This window comes from Pseudoalteromonas sp. SR44-5 (assembly GCF_014163675.1).
Classification (GTDB): Bacteria; Pseudomonadota; Gammaproteobacteria; order Enterobacterales; family Alteromonadaceae; genus Pseudoalteromonas; species Pseudoalteromonas rhizosphaerae.
In genome coordinates this window covers 207874-226289 of the sequence record NZ_JACJDT010000002.1, presented here as the reverse complement: position 1 = coordinate 226289, position 18416 = coordinate 207874, and the positions used below count along the sequence as shown (strand labels likewise).

Sequence of the window (18416 nt, the reverse complement as noted above, 5' to 3'; positions counted from 1 at the left end):
AATCTGTAGTAGGTGAATATGGCTGTATATAATTTTTCGTTTGGTTCAAATATGTCGTCGAGTCGTTTATTGGCGCGTTTACCAAACGCTACTCGTATTGGTACGGCAATACTAGCCGGTTACGAGTTAACCTTTGATATGGTAAGTACTGATGGCTCAGGAAAAGGCAATGTACGCCCGTCAAATGATAAGAACGCGCAAGTATATGGCGTGGTATATCAACTCAATGACGCAGAAAAAACGATTTTAGACGCCATCGAAGGGCCCCGTTATGACTGCGTGGATATTCAAGTAACATTACTTGATGGGCAACAAGTAGCGGCGCATTGTTATATTGCCAACACCACTGATGCGCAGATACTGCCTTACGATTGGTATATGCAGCACGTTCATCGCGGTGCGCTTGAAGCTGGTGTGCCAAATGCGTACAGTGATGCCATAAAGTCTCGGCCAACCTGCCAAGATAGTGACAGTGCGCGTGCAGCCATTGAGTTTGCTGTACATCAAAAATAAAAACTAAAATGATAACTCCAAGGATTGTTATGAAATTAACTAAACTAGCGATTGCGGCCACCTTATTAGCAGGCTGTGCATTTAATAGCTATGCCGATATTGATACCAAGCACATCAATCAAGTGATTGAAAATTCAATGGCGCGCTTTGATGTGCCGGGTATGGCCGTGGCGATTGTTGAAAACGATAAGGTTATTTTTGCTAAAGGCTTTGGTGTTAGTAACTTAGATACTGGTAGCAAGGTGAATAAAGACACCTTATTTGGTATTGCATCAAATACTAAAGCATTTACGGTTGCGGCATTGGCAAAATTAGTTGATGAAGAAAAGCTTAGTTGGGATGACAAGGTAATTGATCACCTTCCTGAATTTCGTTTATACGACCCTTATGTAACCCGCGAAATGACGATCCGTGATTTATTAAGTCACCGTAGTGGTTTAGGGTTAGGCCAAGGGGATTTAATGATTTGGCCTGACACCGATAAATCAATCGAAGAAATTCTCGCAGGCCTTAAATATTTAAAACCAGCTAGTAGCTTTCGCAGCACATACGCTTATAACAACTTGATGTTTGTGACCGCTGGCGAGGTAGTCGCGCGGGTCTCAGGTATGAGCTGGAATGATTATATTGAAAAGAATATTCTCCAGCCTTTGCACATGGATAACTCACGCGCTGGTTTTTCGCGTATTCCAAAAAGTAATAATAACTGGGCAACGGGTCATATTCCTATGGATGGTCAATTACATCCATTTTTCGTTAATTACTTAGAGGATTTTCGTGGTGCCGGCGCGATTGCATCCAGTGTGAATGATATGAGCCAATGGCTACGTACACAATTAGCCCATGGTAAAATGCCAAATGGCGAGCAGTTGTTTAGTGAAAAACAACAAGAGCAAATGTGGCATCCACATATTACCTCACTGGCGTCAAAAAGCGCTTATGAGGCTTATCATCAGCAATTTAGAGGTTATGGTTTAGGTTGGAGCATTGAAGACTACCACGGTATTAAAAAATTAGGCCATGGTGGTGGTATTTTAGGAATGGTATCGCAGGTGACGTTATTGCCTGAGAAAAACCTCGGGATTGTTATTTTATCTAATCAGCAAGCATTCGGTGCGCTCTCTGCTATTACTCATGAAGTGCTTGAAGACGCCCTTGAACTTGAAGATAAAGACTGGGTAGCAGAGTTGGCTAAAAAGCATTTTGAAGGTAAGCAAAAAGCGTATGCTAATGCTAAGCCGGACGCTCCTGCAGACTATCAACCACAGTTACCAAATATTAGCTACACCGGCACTTTGCATGATGATTGGTATGGTGATGTTATTATTGAAGAGCTGGACGGTAAGCTACGTATTGATTTCACGCATACTAAACGTTTAAAAGGGCAGCTTGAGCATTACACGGGCAACACATTTATCGTCAAGTGGGATGAAAAGCTACTCGAAGCTGATGCGTATATTAGCTTTGATATGAGCACTAAAAATCGTGTGAATGAAGCGACAATGCGTGCAGTATCAACAGCGGTGACTGATTTCAGTTTTGATTTTAGAAATCTTCATTTGCAAGCTAAATAGTAAACCAAAGTCGCAAAGCCACCAAAGGGTGGCTTTGTTATAGTTACAGTCGTTAACTCATTTGGAGCATTTATGCGTACTGCGATTATTTCTCATCCTTTTTGCCGTAAACACAAAATGATCGCGGATCATCCAGAGTGTCCTGAGCGCTTAGATGCTATTACCGATCGTCTTTTGGCCAGTGGCTTGGATATTGCCGTGCAGCAAAAGCAAGCGCCTAAAGCATTACGTGAGCATTACTTATTAGCCCATGATGAGGCCCTTGTATCGCTGGTGGAAAACACCCTCCCGGAACAAGGTTTAGTATCACTTGATGGCGACACTTGGTTATGCCCAGAGTCATTTTTGGCAATTGAGCGGGCAGTAGGGGCAGGGCTATTAGCCGTCGATGAAATATTAGCGGATAACCTCGATGCCGCATTTTGCTCCGTACGGCCACCGGGTCATCATGCAAACCGTACAACCTCTGCCGGCTTTTGTGTGTTTAATAACTTAGCAATCTCGGTGAAGTACGCGCAAAGTAAAGGGATTAAGCGCATTGCGATTGTCGATTTTGATGTTCACCACGGTAATGGCACGCAAGACATTTTTATCGATGATGACAATGTGTTGCTTTGCTCATTATTTCAGCATCCTTTTTACCCTAATACCGCCGTTGAAAATAACGATACATTGGTTAATTCACCGTTGCCCATAGCCAGCGATGGCAATGATTTAAAAACGTTGTATAACCAACAGTGGTTACCTAAATTAACAGAGTTTAAGCCAGAGTTATTGTTTATCAGCGCAGGGTTTGATGCGCATTTTGAAGATGATATGGCAAGTCTCAAATTTGTTGAGGCCGATTATGCCTGGTTGACACAACAGCTGTGTGACATGGTAAAAAGTACTGGCTGTAGAGGGATTATCTCTTATTTAGAAGGAGGATATAATTTATCAGCGCTAGGGCGCAGTGCCATAGAACATATTAGAGTGTTTACACAAGCAGAAGAGTAGCTTTATATTCATTCTACAATTAAGTAAAAATATTGGTTGTTGTATGATACCAATACCACTAATTAAACAAGGAAGATAATGTCTGTAGTAATTAATATCTTAGTCACGTTGGCACTGTGCTTTTGGGGAAGCATGATGATGATGTCGCCGATGATGTTCGGTGCCCCTGGCGCGATGAATAATAAGCAAAAAGTGTTCTCTGCCATACTCATATTAAGTTTTCCAGTACCATTATTTTTGCTTATTGGTTTATTTGGCGGCAGTTATTTTGGTATTGATAGTTATAAAATGGCGCTGATAAGTGCTGTTGTTATTGGGTTTTTCTTTGTGATATTTGGCTATACGGGTATGATCAGTAATCTGCTTCGAGGTATTGCCAATGCGGGTTATTGCGTTGTTGACCAGCATGTTTACTTTAATGCTAAGTTAATAGAAAACGCTGACGCTGAAAGCTTTACTACTTACAGTTTAGCCAATTTGAATACCTATGACGCTGCATTATACGCCAAAGATAAACAGCACCTTTACTATTGTGGTAACGCCATTAGCGGTGTTAACTCTAATAATCTAAAGGCTAAGATTATTGGTACTGATCTTTATTGGATTAATGATTCGCAAGTGGTTAAAGGCGAGCGTATTGTTGCAGGAGCTGATCCTAAAAGTTATAAGGCCTATTCTTATAGCTTTTGGAATATCTCTGGAAGGAAAGGCCGACAAGTCATTTACCATAACGATGAGCCAGTGCCTGAAATAGATGCGCAGTCATTTAAACCTATCGATGATAGTTACGGTAAAGACCAGCAACATATCTTTTACGCAAATATAGCCATCTTAACTGACATTGATGTAGATACCGCTAGTTTTACACGATTAGACGAGAACTTTGCTAGCGATAATCAGCATATTTTTTACTTAAATGGTGAAGATAGTCATGTATTGATGGGGGCTGATCCCAGCAATTTTGAAATTTTTCAACGCGACTACTATCGCAGTGGTGAGACTGTTTATTACGTAACTCAATATAAGTCGGCAAAGCCGATGACACAAGTCGATGCTGACAGCTTTAAAGTCACTCAGTATGATGAACAAACTCATTCGGATGCTTACGATAAATATCATTATTATTTTCGCGGTGAGATTGTTGCAACGCGCTAAGTTTAGAAAAATATAGGACCTGTTAGGGCGTTGCGATGAACGAGGTAATTTGCTGTTGAAAATGATTAAACAGAAGAAAGTTTATTCATACTCTTGGGTAACTTGCCTACGTTTGTTTGCGTTGCATCAACTTGGTTTATATCGATAAAATTAAGCTCACCGTTAGCGATGTTCTGCTCACCATTACTCAGTTTTAATCGTGTAGGGGCAAAACCCATGCGGATCTCCCGACTCCAATTACAAGCATGCGTACCGTTTTGGCAGCGCGAAAGTGCTTACTGTTATACTCAATAATACTCCCTAAAAAAATGCATAATATAGCTGAACTTTAATCAGCACTTAGTTTTGCAGCTCATTGAACTTTACAGGTTTAAGACTGCTTAACTGTAGTAGCTGCTCGGCGCAGTAAGCTGCTTTTAAACGATGTTCTGGCCCAGAGTTACTTAAAAAATGGCTCAACGTGCGCAGTCCTAATTTTTGCGCCATTTCACTGTGTGATTGCTGAGGCATGCTATGGCTTTGCGCTAATTCATCGAGCACTTTTAGCAAAAATTGCTGCACTTTATCTCGTCTTGGCGATGACAGTTGCGGCTGTGGAGATTGTTTTGCAAGCCAGTTGCTAAATATATTAGTTGTTTTGTTGTCGGTTAAATCATCAAAATAGAGATTAATCCAACGATCCAGTTTTACAGTAATCGGACGTAACTGCCACTGCGTGCTATCGCGCTCAATACGAGCCACAATGAGCTGTGGCAATTGCTGCTTAAATAGCATCATATTATTGATCGCATGGTGTGCCAGCTCGCTATAAGGCAAGCTAAAAAAGATCGTATTGTGCTGTTTATCTTGATAGCTAAGCCGCATACATTGCGTGGCTTCATCAAATGTGTGTTGATGACTATAACTTGGCGCAAAACATACATAGTCGTTTTGCCAATCAATCAGTGTTATATCATCGATGAATTGTGGATTTAGTGATTGTTCGCTTGGTTCAACATAGGTCTTTTTAAGTTGGCGAAGCCGCTGCCAGCCATTGAGCTGAGCGTTTGAAATACGTTGTGTTTGCCCAAACCAATTGCTGCCAGAAGGCGCACCTTCAAGTAATTGGTTTGCTTGCCAGATTTGGCTATAGTTAAGTGTTTGCTCGGTTGTTGTGCGACTTTCGGCAAGCGTAATAAAGCGGCCGTATTCGTCTTGTAAAACCAACGTCAATCCATGTGCGCCACTGCTACGACGCCACGGATAACCGCCTAAACATAACAACTGCTGTGGAGGACAAATATGTTCAGCATCTTGCGTTTGTGTTTGCTCTTGGCGTTCAAGCATCACCAAAACGTGTGCTAGTTCAAGCAAAACAGTGCGTTTGTCTCGCAGATGTTCACCACTAAGATAGCGTGCGAGTGTGCCGCATAAACGTTTTAGTGGTGCAATGTTAAAGCCTGCCTTTTCCATCGGGATCTGCAGTAATTCAATAGTGAGCAGTGATTCACTGCGCAGTTGCGCTAAGGGTACTCCTGCAAGCATAATGAGCTCAGCGTAGCATGCCTGCTTAAGCTGCGTTTGTGTTTGGTTTAATAGTGTTTTTTGGTGCTCTTGTTCTAGTTGCAACCAGTCGGGCCATTGCAGCATTTCACCTTGTTGCTCAAGCCACAAGTAAACGCCCAGTAGTGCGTATGCTTGGCTATCTTCATTGCAGATAATATCATTAATTGTGGTTACGTTAGTAAAATGGAGCGTGTGCTCCTTGATAGTAATGCAAACCTGCGCGCCTTGTTGCACGATGTCAGCTTGCCAACGACGCTGAACTTGACGATAAAGCTGGCGTATTTTTACTTTGCCAGCACTGGCTAATAACGTATTAGTATCGATTTGCGGCACTTCATTTTCTTCAATCGTTGCTGCAGATACTGGCGATTGTTGCCAAGCAAATATGCTGGCTGCAATGATATGCTTACAAATACCATTTGCGGCGCAATCACATTGGCTATTATTAGGATTATGTAAATCCAGTACACCTTGCTGGCCTTCGAATGTAAACTGAATTGGCGAAGCGCCACTTATATGTGGGCTGGATTTATCGAGCGCTTTTTGTGCTCGGCGGACTAACCCCGCACTGGCGAGGGTTTCAAAAATACTGATATCCATTATTGTTTTATGCTCATGCTGCTCATTTTTGTAATCCCATCGTGGATGCTAGCCAACTTGCAAAGTGGTCAGGCGTTAATGAAGCAATCTGCATTTTCATACGGCTAAGTTTGGCTGTTGCGTTAGTATCATAAAAAGGCATTGATTCTGGGCTCAATGCGGTCATGCCTAACATTGTCACCCCACTATCAATAAGATGCTGAGCTTGTTGAAACATTGCTTGCTCAGGGCCACCTTCACAAAAATCAGACACGGTAGCAATAATGGTACGCGAAGGAGTCTCGATTAGCTGCTCACAGTATTGCCATGCTTTAGCAATTAAAGTGCCACCACCAAGTTGAGTCGAGAGCAATACTTTTACGGGATCATCAGCTTGCTCGGAAAGATCAACAACTTGTGTATCAAACACCACCAGCGAGAGTTTTATACAGGGGAGTTGTTTTAAAATACCAGCGATCACCGCTGAATACACCATAGAACTGGACATAGAGCCTGATTGGTCGATACATAAAACAACGTGCCAAGGCAATTGTGGTTGCTGGCGAGCATGAAAGTAAATGCGCTCAAATAGCACGCGTTTGCCATCAAAGTGTTTAAGGTTCTTGCGAATACTTGTTTGCCAATCTAAGTTAGCAAGTCGTTTTTGTGGACTGTGCGCTTGGCGATTTAGCTTACCATTGAGCTTGTTATTAAACAGTGGTCGTAATTGCTTTAGCAAATCCTCTACTACAGTTGTAATGATTTGTTGCACTTGCTGCTGTAATTTAGGGTTGGTATGCGCTGAAATACTCATTAATTGCTTTAACAACCCCATAGAGGGTGAAATATTTTGTAGTACTCGTGGTTCTTCTAACAGCTGCTTAAGATTAAAGCGCTCTAATGCTTGATGTTGCAAGGTGTCATTAACACTTTTAGGAAACAGCTTTTCAGCGTTATCGAGCCACTGTACTACCGATGGCTGGCTTGCTTCTAAGCCACCAGAGATTTGAAAGCCGCGCTCTTTTAAACCCTGTTGGTAGAGTTGCTCAAGGACTTGGTCTTGTTGATTTTGCTCACTTGATAAACTGGTATCAAGTGATTCAGCATAGCGCCCTAATACTAAACGCCAGCGCTGTTTTAGCGAGTAGTCCATGCACTTAATCCTTGTTCAAGCAGTTGCTGTTGTAATTGTTTATCTAATAACATTGCTTGGTTTACATCATGCTCGCTGATATCTTCATTGAGCCAATTTAATTGCTGTTGCCATTGATTAAGTGTACCGAGTTGCTGGCTAATACCATCAATTTCCCGTGCATCTTTATCGCAAAATAGCCCACGTAATTGTGGTAACTGCTCAACAAACTGCTCATCATCGAGTTGCTCAATACTGTGATTGAGTAATGACAATAGCCCGTTTTGATGATTGAGCCAATGGGGTACAACCGTCAGCAGTGTGCGCAAAATAGTGAAACGGTCGCCGCTATAGCGTTGTAGTTCATTTAATAAAGAGGCAGGGTCTAACTCATCTAAGTCTACAGCCAACGCTTTAAGCGCAAACCAAAGGGTAGGGGTGTGTTCATTGTGTTCTATTAGCCAGTGTAAACGCTCACGCCAAGGTTGTTTAAGTACATCCATTTGTTGGCGTGCAATAGCTTGTAATGACAACAGTACTTGTTGCGCTTCATCTTCAGGTAGTTGATTTAACGAGGGCAAGTGAAAGCTTAATTGACGCCACAACGGTGTAATTAATGCGTTGAGTTGCTGGTGGTAGTCATTAAAAAGCGGGTGCTTACTGGTGCGATATAACTTAATGAAGCTATCTGATAGTATTTTTATGGTACTGCAATCGTTTATTTCACGGGTTATTGCAACTGAGTTAAATTGATATTGCACGCCTAATTGAAGTGACAGTATTAATTTATCAAGCATTTGTGGCAAATCGCTTTCACTTTGTTGCGCCAAGCGATGCTGTACAACTGTTTTGAGAGTGCCGCCTAAAGTACTTAATTCAATTAATGCCACTTCTACTGAAGGGGTCCAATGGTAGCGCCAGCTCTCATGCTTTGCGGCTGTATGAATATTATAAAAGGCATGCATGCTTTGTTCGTATTGGCAAAAGCCGATGTCTAAAAATAGTAATTGGCTCAATAGTTGGCGGCGCTGGCGTTGCCGCTCGGTTAATTCATATAAAGAAAAATGGCTACGATTAACTGTACCAATTGTCAGTTGTACATGTTTGCAATGGGCTAATACATCGTCGACTAATGGCAAATTACGTTGATTTGCTGGTAGTTGTCCCATGTTTTCGCCACGCAACAGCTGCTGCCAAGGTCGATAGTCGCGCGAGCTACTTTGTTGTTTAAACTGGCAACTTCCTAAAGAATCGAGTAGATCATAGCAACCAGCGCGCACAATTCCCCGCAACTGACAGAGCTGACTTAAGTGCTCAAAAACATTTTGTTTAGCTATAAGCGTTAACTTAGGCATTTGTGCTAATAAATACAGTAGCCAATCACTGGCTGATAATGAACGTTGTTCAAACAGCCAACGGCAAAACGCAGGGTAGGGCATTCCCGCTTGGTAGCCTTGATGAGCATCAAGTAAAGAATCGCTGTAACGGATCACAAAACTATCCTCAGTACTTTTACGAATAGAAGTTGATTCTTGCTCGTAATCAAACAGTGCACTGGTATGGAAACCGCCGGTCATTACCGCGATGCGTTGATAATCATGACTAGCTGTGCGAATGCAGGCACGCATTTGTTTCTCGCGGTCTAGATCGCCTAGTTGCTGCAAACTTTTTTGATCATAATAAAGGCGGCTAGCAGCACAAAATAGTAATACTTGCTCAAAAAAATCATTCGCACTTTCAAAATTTTGTAGCTCAAATAAGCGCAGCCAAAGCTCATCGGCATCACGGCAACCCATGGTTTGTTGTAGCTGACGACTATAGCTTGAGCTTAAAATACGGGCATCGCTGTAGCGATCAAGTGGTTCTTCTTGCTGCTCGTCAGTGCTGTCTAAGTCAATAAATTGTACTGGCACGTGGTTGTCGCCAGCCCAGCGCAGTGCTTGCCACTCAGGGCTATTTTCAGCGAAAGGAAAATAGCTTTGCTGTTGATAAACTGCAATCGGTGGCACCACCTGCTTGTTTTGCAATAGGCCAAGGTGTTGCCCAAAACTGTGCGGTGCTTCAATCAATACAACATCTGGTTGCCAAGCGTTTAATTGAGCTAAAGCAAAATGCGCACAAGCAGGACTGTGATGGCGCACAGGTAACCAACGTACTTTTTCATCATGTAAATAACGTTGGCTGAACTTTGCTAATGCTTGGCTAAAGCCGTTGTTATCTGGTGTTATTTCATCCACAACGCTTTACCTGCATCAAAAAAAGCACGCCACTCTTTGCGTTCACGTACAACAGCATCAAGATAGTGAGCCAATTTTTTAATGTCATCGGGTTTATCTTTAATCAAGGTGCCGTGCATCTGTTGTACTAACTGCTCAGCACTCATGGGTTGATGCCAATAGAGACTATGTAAGGCACAAGAATGCACAATATTGACCGCTTCGGCAGTTGATAAAGTAGCATCTAAAGATTGTGCACCAAGGTTGTTACGCAAGTCATGAAATACCTGTACTAATAACTGTACTAACTCTTCATTAATTTGTGGTTGCTGTGCTTCGTTAATAAAGCGGGCATTGACCTGAGATAAAATAAGCTCTTGCTCTAGTTTTACATCATTAAGTACTGGCACTGTTTCAAAATTAAAGCGACGTTTAAGGGCGCTCGACATCTCATTAACGCCGCGATCGAGTAAGTTGGCGGTGGCAATTACATTAAATCCCGGTTTGGCTTGAATGGCGATCCCCAGCTCTGGGATCGTGAGTGTTTTTTCCGACATTAAGGAAATAAGCACATCTTGGATTTCCTGCGGGCAGCGAGTGATCTCTTCAATACGTACTAATTTACCTTGCTCCATAGCAGTATAAATAGGACTTTTTAGTAGCGCATCAAAGCTAGGGCCATTGGCTAGCAGCATGGCAAAGTTCCAACTATATTTAACTTGCTCCTCAGTCGTCCCCGCAGTACCTTGGATCAATAACTCGCTGGTGCCACTTATCGCCGCCGCGAGTAGCTCTGACAACATTGATTTTGCAGTACCTGGTTCGCCAACCATCATCAGGCCATTGTTGCCCATTAGGCTGACAATCGCACGTTCAACAAGTGCATCATCACCATAATATTTACGGCTGATATTGTGCTGTTTATCGCCACTAATAAAGCGTTTTACGGCACTTGCTGAAAGCTGCCAGCCGCTCGGGCGAGCACCACTATCAGTGGCAATGAGCTGTACTAATTCAACTTGATAGCGTTGTTCGGCGCGAGCACGAATAATCTGTTCATTCATTAGGTACGTCCTTTACTACAGTTCTGACTGTATATAGCGTTCTTTGCCGGAGTCAGGGCAAACAACGAAGTATAAATAACTTTGTTACCACGGTAATTTTGATAGCCAATTAGGATCTGCATGGCATTTTTTTGCAACATGTTGATAATCCAGTGCGATAGCGTTGAGTAGATTTGCTGGCGCTTGCGCAAGTGGTATCGTTTTATAGCGATTACGCGTGCGAGAACCTTGAATTTGCTGCAATATTTTGCAGCCATAAATGGCAGCGGGTTCATTTTCCTCTGGTAAATAGTTACCACTAAACTCAAATTGAATGCGAAGTCCTACCTGCTCAAATGATTTTTCGTAGTAATTAAAAAACGCCCCATCTTCTGTTTCACCGCGTTGATAACCGAGTTTGGTGAGTAAACCGCGCAGAGTAAAAGCATCACTCATAAGGCCCAAATGATGCTCCAATGAAATTTGCTTAGATGTAACACTAATATCAGCGGATTTGAGCTGCTCAAAAAGTGGCTTTATTTTGTAATCTTTTAAGTGTAGCTGCCATGCTTTAAGGGCGGCTTTATCAAGCTGATTAGCACTGAGCAAACGGATACTTGCACCCGATGTTAGCGTAACCTCTTCATCATTTACATCGACTAAACTACCATCTTCAGTCGGGCGAAAGGTATGCCAATCATTATCAAGTTGTAATTGCCATAAGGTGCGTTGTAGTAAGCGAAACATCACCGGATGTTGGTGTAAATATTCATGCCACTCATTTAAAGGCCAGTGACGCTCGGTGATCATGGCTGCATATAGGCGGGCATGTTGTTGTTCAATCACTTGTTTTAGCTCTTTTTTACAACCACTAAACCATTTTTTAGTTTGGTTGATCTGATCTTCGCTATCCTCTTTGCGTGGTTGTGGCAGCGATTTAATCACCTTGCCTTCTTCGTTTATTAATTGCAGCTTAAGTGAGTCGCTCAGTTGCAGTTGTAAAGTGCGATTGCCAAAGCTAAACGGTGTTGGATCTTGTATATGCTCTAAGCCCGCGGTTTGGATGGTGCGATCTGCCAATTCATCAGTCGTCCAGCTGTTACGCTTTGCAATTTTGCCAACTAACTCGCGCGCCAACGCTTGTATTGATTGGGTACGATGTTGGCGGGCTATCGACAGCATAAATTGAATAATCACCGTATCGTTAATGTGGGCAAGAGCGCTGATCATCGCCTCTATTTGTGTACGGCGCAGATAGTGTTTTTTCATATACGGCTGGATCAGTGCTAGCAACGCTTGGGGATTACCACCATTGATTAATGCCAGTAAGCCTTTTTCTTTAATAGCCGAGCCATGCAATTGAGATTTATATAAGTTGTAACATGCATTGTAAGCATCGAGTAATGTGCGTGTAGCGTATTCTTGGCCCCAATCATATTGCGCTAAATCTTGGTACCTGTTGTACTCGCGTTGCTTATTCGCTTGCGCATAGTCATGCGCCTGTTGATCAGAAGGGGCAAGCGTATCTTGACTTATAAAAGCTGATAATAAAAAGTGGCCTAGGCGAGCCTGACTGTCATCATCGAGGAGTGATAAATATAACCTTAATAGGTTGCTCCCTTGGGGTTGTTTAAGCTTTACGGCTAACACACACCACCAATAGATAATGCTTGGCTCCACAGGGTCGCCATGACGAAAGTGGCAGGTGGGTAACATCGCTTGTTGTAGCCAGGCCATATGTTTAGGGGCTGCTTTTTTGAGCCCTGTAGCTGCTTCTTCAGCTAAAATAGCGGGGGTGATGAAATAGCTAATATCACCGCCGCATTGTTGTAGCGCATCCAATAATTGGTTACGAGTAGTGGTATCTTTTTCTGTGGTGATCGCGTCTTGCAGTGCGGGCTTCGCATCAGGGTGTTGCAGGTGAGTTAACCACTGTGCAGTGAGGCTGCGGGTTTCTTTATTGCTTGATGCTAAACCTGTCGTTATTTTTTCAATGAGCAATTCATGCTGCTGCACGGCGTATTGCGCTAACTTGCGTACGTGCTTGCGATTATCAAAGGCGAGTTGATATATGCGTTCGAGCCAATAGGGGGGTATCGCTGGAAAATCAGCTAATAAAGCCAAGGCTTGTTCAGTAATGCGCGTGCTATCGATACGATCATTGAGAAGTGACTCAATGATCCATGAGTCGGTACTTGAACTAAATGTTGCGCTGCTCAGTTGGCCATCAAGTGCTAGCGTCATCGTTTGTGGATAGTGCGCAAATAGCGGCCATATTTCAAATGACTCTAAAGCTATCGGGAGGCTGCCACTAGGTTCATGTCTAATATCAAGGATGTAATTAGTTAAATCGCTAGGGCTAATACCAAAAGGGTGCAGTACTGGCTGTAACTGGCGTATATCTTTGATATCACGTTGGATCAATTTACTAGGGTGAGGCTCTTCGAGTACCGTTGAAAGCCCATAAAATAAACCAGTAGCTAATAGGAAAAAGTGCACTAGTTGAGCATCACTTTGGTTCATCAGTTTAGCTTCGCCAATAATTTGGGCTGCGTATTTATTATCAACTAGCCTATAAATAATATCGTAGCCGGGCTGTGTTTGTATTTGGCGTTGCTGTAGTTGCGCAAGCGCTTGGGCAAGTTGTTCTGGCGTAAGTGAGCGCAGCCCTTGTAAGTCGTCACGATCAGATGCCAAACGTTGCTGCCTTTGGTGACAATTTTGCGGATAATCCAAAAGTGCTTGCTGCGCCGTTGCAATTTCTTGTTCCGCTTTGGCTATTTCAGTGCTTAACACTTGCTGGCAAACATCAAGCCAACGCTCTGGAAAATCATGGCTGATAGAAAGGGGGGGGAGGCTTGGCAGTGGCCAATCAAAATACTGACTTTTTTGTATCAGCTGATATTCATGCAATGCCTGCGTGAGTTGTTGTTGCAATACTTTGCTGTTTGTTTCACTAAGCCACTGGGTTAAAAGTGGCTGCGCCGCATTATAACGGCTAATAAGTGTAATCCAATGGGCTTGGGTGGTGGTGCTTGCATCATGAAAGTGTTCTTTAAGGTAGTTGACCCACATTGCTGTATCAAGGCGTGCGAAGGCAAGCGCCGCGGCTTGTCGTACTTTGCTGGTGGAATCATCCGCTAATGTCATTACTAGCGGTAGTAAGGTGTTGGGTAGTTCACAGTACTTTGTCAGTTGACAACCGAAAATGTAACGACCTTCGCTATGAAGTTGTTGTAGCTGTTGGTCGAAATCAGGCTCGTTGCTGACACTTAGCCAGTTGGTATGTGTGAGTAAATATTGGGCATACTCTGCTGGAACATACTTGTTATTACGCTCTAATATAAAAGCATCAATATACCAGCTAGGTAATTGATATATTTTTAATAATTCCAGCAGTGTGTGTCGATTGGGTAATTGCTCTACAGATGACGCTGTATGCGTTTTAAATTGCCTGTTCAGGAAGTTTAGAAGATAGGCAAACCAGTTATCAAAGCTCGAAAGTACATGGCTAAACGCATCAAAATAGGGCTCGTTAAAACAAGCAACGACTAAACCTAAGCGATGCAAAAAGTCCAGTTGCTGGCTTTGAGTAGACATGAGTACTTGCCACATCGCTTCTGCTGCTTCCCAGTCATAGCAACCAGGTGCCTGTTTACTTTTTGTATCGGGAAGCTGTGCTAAAGTAATTAAACAACGGGGATTTTCCCCATGTAATAAGTAATGTGTAACGTTATGAGCGAGACCTGATTCTGCTATTTCATAGCCTTTACAGGCAAGAGTTAATAGTTCAGCAATGTCTGTGTTCGGAGGCGTGTTTAACGTATTAAGCATAAAACGTCCTTGCTAGATAGATCATCTTGATTTCTAAACGCTGGCCATCGTTAATGTGGCCAGCATTTACTGTTATAGCGGCTAATTAAACGGTAGCTTTTGCTGCCACAGTGGATCTGCATGACACTTTTTCGCCACCTCTTCGTAATCCAAGGCGATAGCGTTAAGCAGATTAGCAGGGACTTGAGTAAGCGGTAATGCATCATAGCGGTTCCAGCCACGTGCTTTTGGATTAAATTGCCATACTGTGATGCTATAAATAGCTGCAGAAACATTCTCTTCGGGGACACAGTTACCACTGAAGTCAAATTGAACTCTAAGTCCTAATTGATCAAACAGTTTATAGTAATGATCAAAAAATCCTGCGTCTTCAGGGTCGCCTTGCTTGTAGTCTTTTTTGGTCAATAAGCTGCGTAGTGTGAAGGTATCAGTCATCAAGCCTTTATGATGATCCAATGCTAACTGTTCTGCAGTTATATTTACTTCAAGCGACTTGAGTTGCTCAAACAGCGGTTTAATTTTGTAATCTTTTAAGTGGGCCTGCCAAGCTTGGCTTGCTTCACTATTGAGTTGATTACCACTTAGCAAGCGGATACTGGCCTGGGCTGGTAATTCAATTTCATCATCTTCTGTATCAATGAGTGCGCCATCTTCTGTGGGGCGAAAACTGTGCCAACCATCATCAAGCTGTACTTGCCAAAGCGTACGTTGCAATAAACGAAACATGATAGGATGCTGATGTAAATATTCTTGCCAGTCGCTTGCAGGCCAATGACGCTCAGTAACCATAGACTCATATAGACGACTAGTTTGTTGCGTTATTACCTGTTTTAGCTCTTTTTTACAGCTGCTAAACCATTTTTTAGTTTCGCTGATGGCTGCATCGTCATCATCTTTACGCGCTTGCGGCAGTGACTTAAGCACCTTGCCTTCTTCGTTGAGTAGTTGAAATTTAAGATCATCGCTTAGCTGGAGTTGCAGCGTACGCTGACCTAAATTAAAAGGTGTTGGCCCTTGTGTGTTTTCAAAGCCTGCAGTTTGAATAGTACGATCGCCTAGTTCATCGGTCGTCCAGCCGTTTCGCTGGGCAATTTTATCAACTAACTGACGTGCTAACTCTTGTATTGATTTGGTGCGGTAACGTCGCGATAACGACAGCATAAATTGAATAATTATCGGATCATTAATATTGGCGATAGCACTCAATATTGCTTCAATCTGCGCACGACGTACATAATACTGCTTCATGTAGGGTTGTAGTAGGGCTAAAAGCTCATTCGGTTTACCGCCAATAATTAAGGCGAGCAAACCTTTTTCTTTAATAGCACTACCTAATAGCTCTGACTTTTTCTGTTTGTAACACGCATTATATGCATCTTCCAAAGTATGCGTTTTGTACTGTTTCCCCCATTCACTTTGAGCCCAACGTTGATACATATCAAACTCTTGCTGCTTATGAGCTTGGGCGTATTCATGCGCTTGTTGCTCGGTAGGGCAAAGTGTATCTTGGGTGATAAATGCTGATAATAAACAGTGAGCGAGTTGTGCTTGGCTATTATCATCAAGCAGTGATAAATACAAATGTAGCAAGTTACTACCTTCGGGCTGTTTTAGTTTAACGGCGAGCACACACCACCAATAAATAATATCAGTGTCGACTGCTTCACCATTAACAAATTTACAGCTAGGTAGCCTATCTCGTTGCAGCCAAAGCATATTTTTAGGCACTGCTTTTTGAAGCCCTGCAGCTGCTTCTTCAGCCAATGCAGTTGGTGAGGTAAATTCACTAATATCACCGCCACATTGCTGCAAGGCATCTAACATTTGCGCACGAATTGCGGTATCTTTTTCTTTTCTAATTGCTTGTTGTAGTGCTGGTTGGGCATCACTGAGCGCCAGTGTTTGCAGCCATTTTGCTGCAATACTACGAGTATCATTGCCGCTTGATAGTAATTCTTTGCTGACTCGCTCAACAACGATGCCATGCTTTTGTGCGGTCGCTTGTGCCGTGAAGCGCACTGATTTTCGACTATCAAACGCTAATTGATAGATGCGTTGTAACCAATGGGGAGGAAGTTTAGGAAAATCAGCTAATAAAGCCAGTGTCTGGTTGATAACCATATAGTTATCATAGTTATCCTTGGAGTCGAGGCGATCGATAATCGTTGGCTTTGTGTCATCTCCTTGCTGGATGAGCTTTGTGTATAGGCCATCAAGTGCGTAATCTATTGTTTCTGGGTACTCGGCGAATAAGGGCCACACATCAATTGATTCTAACGCCAATGGGCGAGTACCCAACTCTTCACCATGGGAACTTACAAGTATGTTCGTTAAGTCACAAACGCTAAAGTTAAACTCTTGTAGTAATGGCAGTAATTGGCGAGCATCGCTAAGATTCTCTTGCAGTAATTTGCTCGTATTGGCTGCATTTAACAGATTATTAATGTGCCATCTGCCAATTTTCTGCAGTTGAAAAAAATGTGCTATTGCAATGTTTGGCTGTTTGAGTAATTTAGCTTCATCGATAATGTCATAAAAGATGTCATTACCAAGCTTTTGACCTTGTTCTAGAGCGTTTAAAGCTTGAACAACATCATCTTTAGTGATCGTTTTATATATCGCAAGCTCTTCTTTTTCACGCTCTATCGCCTTTGCCCAGTAGCTGCCGGGTGCTTCGGGCTTGCTGTTTTTTATATATCGTTCAGAACGCGCAATTAGCTTTTCTAAGCTTTGCATACAGTCTTCAACCCAATGCGCTGGGAAATCACCGTGAAAGTTCACGTTTGTGTATGCAGGCAACTGCCAATCAAAGTTGTCGCTTTGCTGCTTTAACTGATATTGCTCAATGGCGAGTGTAAGTTTAGTGTGTACTGATGCTGTTTTTTCACTGGCTTGCCATGTTTCAAGTAATGTTAATGCATTACTACACTCAACCACACTGCTTATCCAGTGAGTTCGTGTGCTTGCATTAGCCTTTTCATAATGTTCAGAGAAAAACTCAAGGCATTGTGCATCATCGATTTTACGGATCACACTGTTAGCTGACAGACGCACCTGACTGGACTTATCAGCGCTAAGCTGTGCTAAAAACGGTAATAACGAAGTTGGAATTACCGGCTGCTTAAGTAGAAACTGGCAAAGCGTATTACGACCGCTGGCGTCGATTTTTTGTAGTTGTTGGCATTTTTCAGGTGTTGAACAAATCGTTATCCAATCACTATTAGCTAGCAAATGATCTGGATAGATAAAGCCTCTTTGTGCATAGGAGCGCTCAAGAATATAGGCATCAATATACCACAGCGGTTGGTCATACGTTTCTAGCAGCGTAAGCAGTTCATCACGACTAGGGAATTGAGTTGCCTTGGTGTCATATTCAAAATCAGTGTGTTGGTTAAAATAAAACAGTAAGAAGGCAAACCAGCCTGTTAGTTTAGACTCCATATGATTTAAATAGTGATGCTTTGCAATCGCCTCTGTTACTAAACCTAAACGATGTAAAAAGTCGTTTTGATGGCCTGTAGCTGACTTTAAAACATGCTGCATGGCTACTAAAGAGCGTCTATCATACTCGCCATTATTATTTACCGAGTAGTGGCCTGGCAGTTGCGAATGGCGCGAATTAGGTAGTTGATTTAATATGTTAAGACAATCAGCTCCTTCTCCTGTTACTAAGTAATGAGCAACCTTAGCGGCTAAGCCTGTTTGCGTATGGTTATAGCCTTGGCAAGCAACTATTAATAAATCTTTGATGGTTATTTGTTTATCTTCACCGAAAAGCTTACTAGTAAATTTTTTGAACATAGTACTTCCTTGATTATTCAAAGTTGTG

The 18416-nt window shown here is 42.5% G+C and carries 11 protein-coding genes; 4 read left to right on the top strand and 7 right to left on the bottom strand.

From position 1 onward, the window contains the following. The first annotated feature begins 18 nt into the window (after window positions 1-18). The 4 genes from H5154_RS02080 to H5154_RS02065 all read left to right on the top strand — a co-directional run bounded on the left by H5154_RS02080 (window position 19) and on the right by H5154_RS02065 (window position 4238). Window positions 19-513 carry a gamma-glutamylcyclotransferase family protein gene (locus tag H5154_RS02080; protein ID WP_145234768.1) on the top strand — a complete coding sequence of 165 codons (495 nt, stop codon included), beginning with the start codon at window positions 19-21 and terminating at the stop codon, window positions 511-513. Window positions 514-542: 29 nt separating this feature from the next. Next, window positions 543-2087 (top strand): serine hydrolase, encoded by a 1545-nt coding sequence (locus H5154_RS02075; protein WP_182717224.1) that lies wholly within the window; start codon window positions 543-545, stop codon window positions 2085-2087. 72 nt (window positions 2088-2159) lie between these two features. Next, a complete protein-coding gene (locus H5154_RS02070; protein ID WP_182717223.1) occupies window positions 2160-3083 on the top strand; it encodes a histone deacetylase family protein in 924 nt (307 codons plus the stop codon). Between the two features lie 78 nt (window positions 3084-3161). Continuing rightward, a complete protein-coding gene (locus H5154_RS02065; protein ID WP_182717222.1) occupies window positions 3162-4238 on the top strand; it encodes a DKNYY domain-containing protein in 1077 nt (358 codons plus the stop codon). Between the two features lie 65 nt (window positions 4239-4303). Here the strand turns inward: H5154_RS02065 and H5154_RS02060 are convergent, their stop codons facing one another. The 7 genes from H5154_RS02060 to H5154_RS02030 all read right to left on the bottom strand — a co-directional run bounded on the left by H5154_RS02060 (window position 4304) and on the right by H5154_RS02030 (window position 18388). Continuing rightward, window positions 4304-4456 carry a hypothetical protein gene (locus H5154_RS02060; RefSeq protein ID WP_182717221.1) on the bottom strand — a complete coding sequence of 51 codons (153 nt, stop codon included), beginning with the start codon at window positions 4454-4456 and terminating at the stop codon, window positions 4304-4306. Between the two features lie 121 nt (window positions 4457-4577). Beyond that, window positions 4578-6383 (bottom strand): hypothetical protein, encoded by a 1806-nt coding sequence (locus H5154_RS02055; RefSeq protein WP_182717220.1) that lies wholly within the window; start codon window positions 6381-6383, stop codon window positions 4578-4580. Between the two features lie 22 nt (window positions 6384-6405). Then, complete coding sequence (locus tag H5154_RS02050; protein ID WP_182717219.1) at window positions 6406-7515, bottom strand: VWA domain-containing protein; 1110 nt, start codon at window positions 7513-7515, stop codon at window positions 6406-6408. Beyond that, window positions 7500-9731 (bottom strand): DUF5682 family protein, encoded by a 2232-nt coding sequence (locus H5154_RS02045; protein ID WP_182717218.1) that lies wholly within the window; start codon window positions 9729-9731, stop codon window positions 7500-7502. The genes H5154_RS02050 and H5154_RS02045 overlap by 16 nt, the downstream gene beginning before the upstream one ends. After that, window positions 9719-10774 (bottom strand): AAA family ATPase, encoded by a 1056-nt coding sequence (locus H5154_RS02040; RefSeq protein WP_182717217.1) that lies wholly within the window; start codon window positions 10772-10774, stop codon window positions 9719-9721. Before H5154_RS02040 ends, H5154_RS02045 begins: the two co-directional genes overlap by 13 nt. An 84-nt stretch (window positions 10775-10858) precedes the next feature. Continuing rightward, on the bottom strand, window positions 10859-14587 hold the full coding sequence (locus H5154_RS02035) for a DUF4132 domain-containing protein (protein ID WP_182717216.1): 3729 nt from the start codon (window positions 14585-14587) through the stop codon (window positions 10859-10861). 81 nt (window positions 14588-14668) lie between these two features. After that, window positions 14669-18388, bottom strand: coding sequence for a DUF4132 domain-containing protein (locus tag H5154_RS02030; RefSeq protein ID WP_182717215.1), 3720 nt, complete (start codon window positions 18386-18388; stop codon window positions 14669-14671). Window positions 18389-18416: the final 28 nt, after the last annotated feature.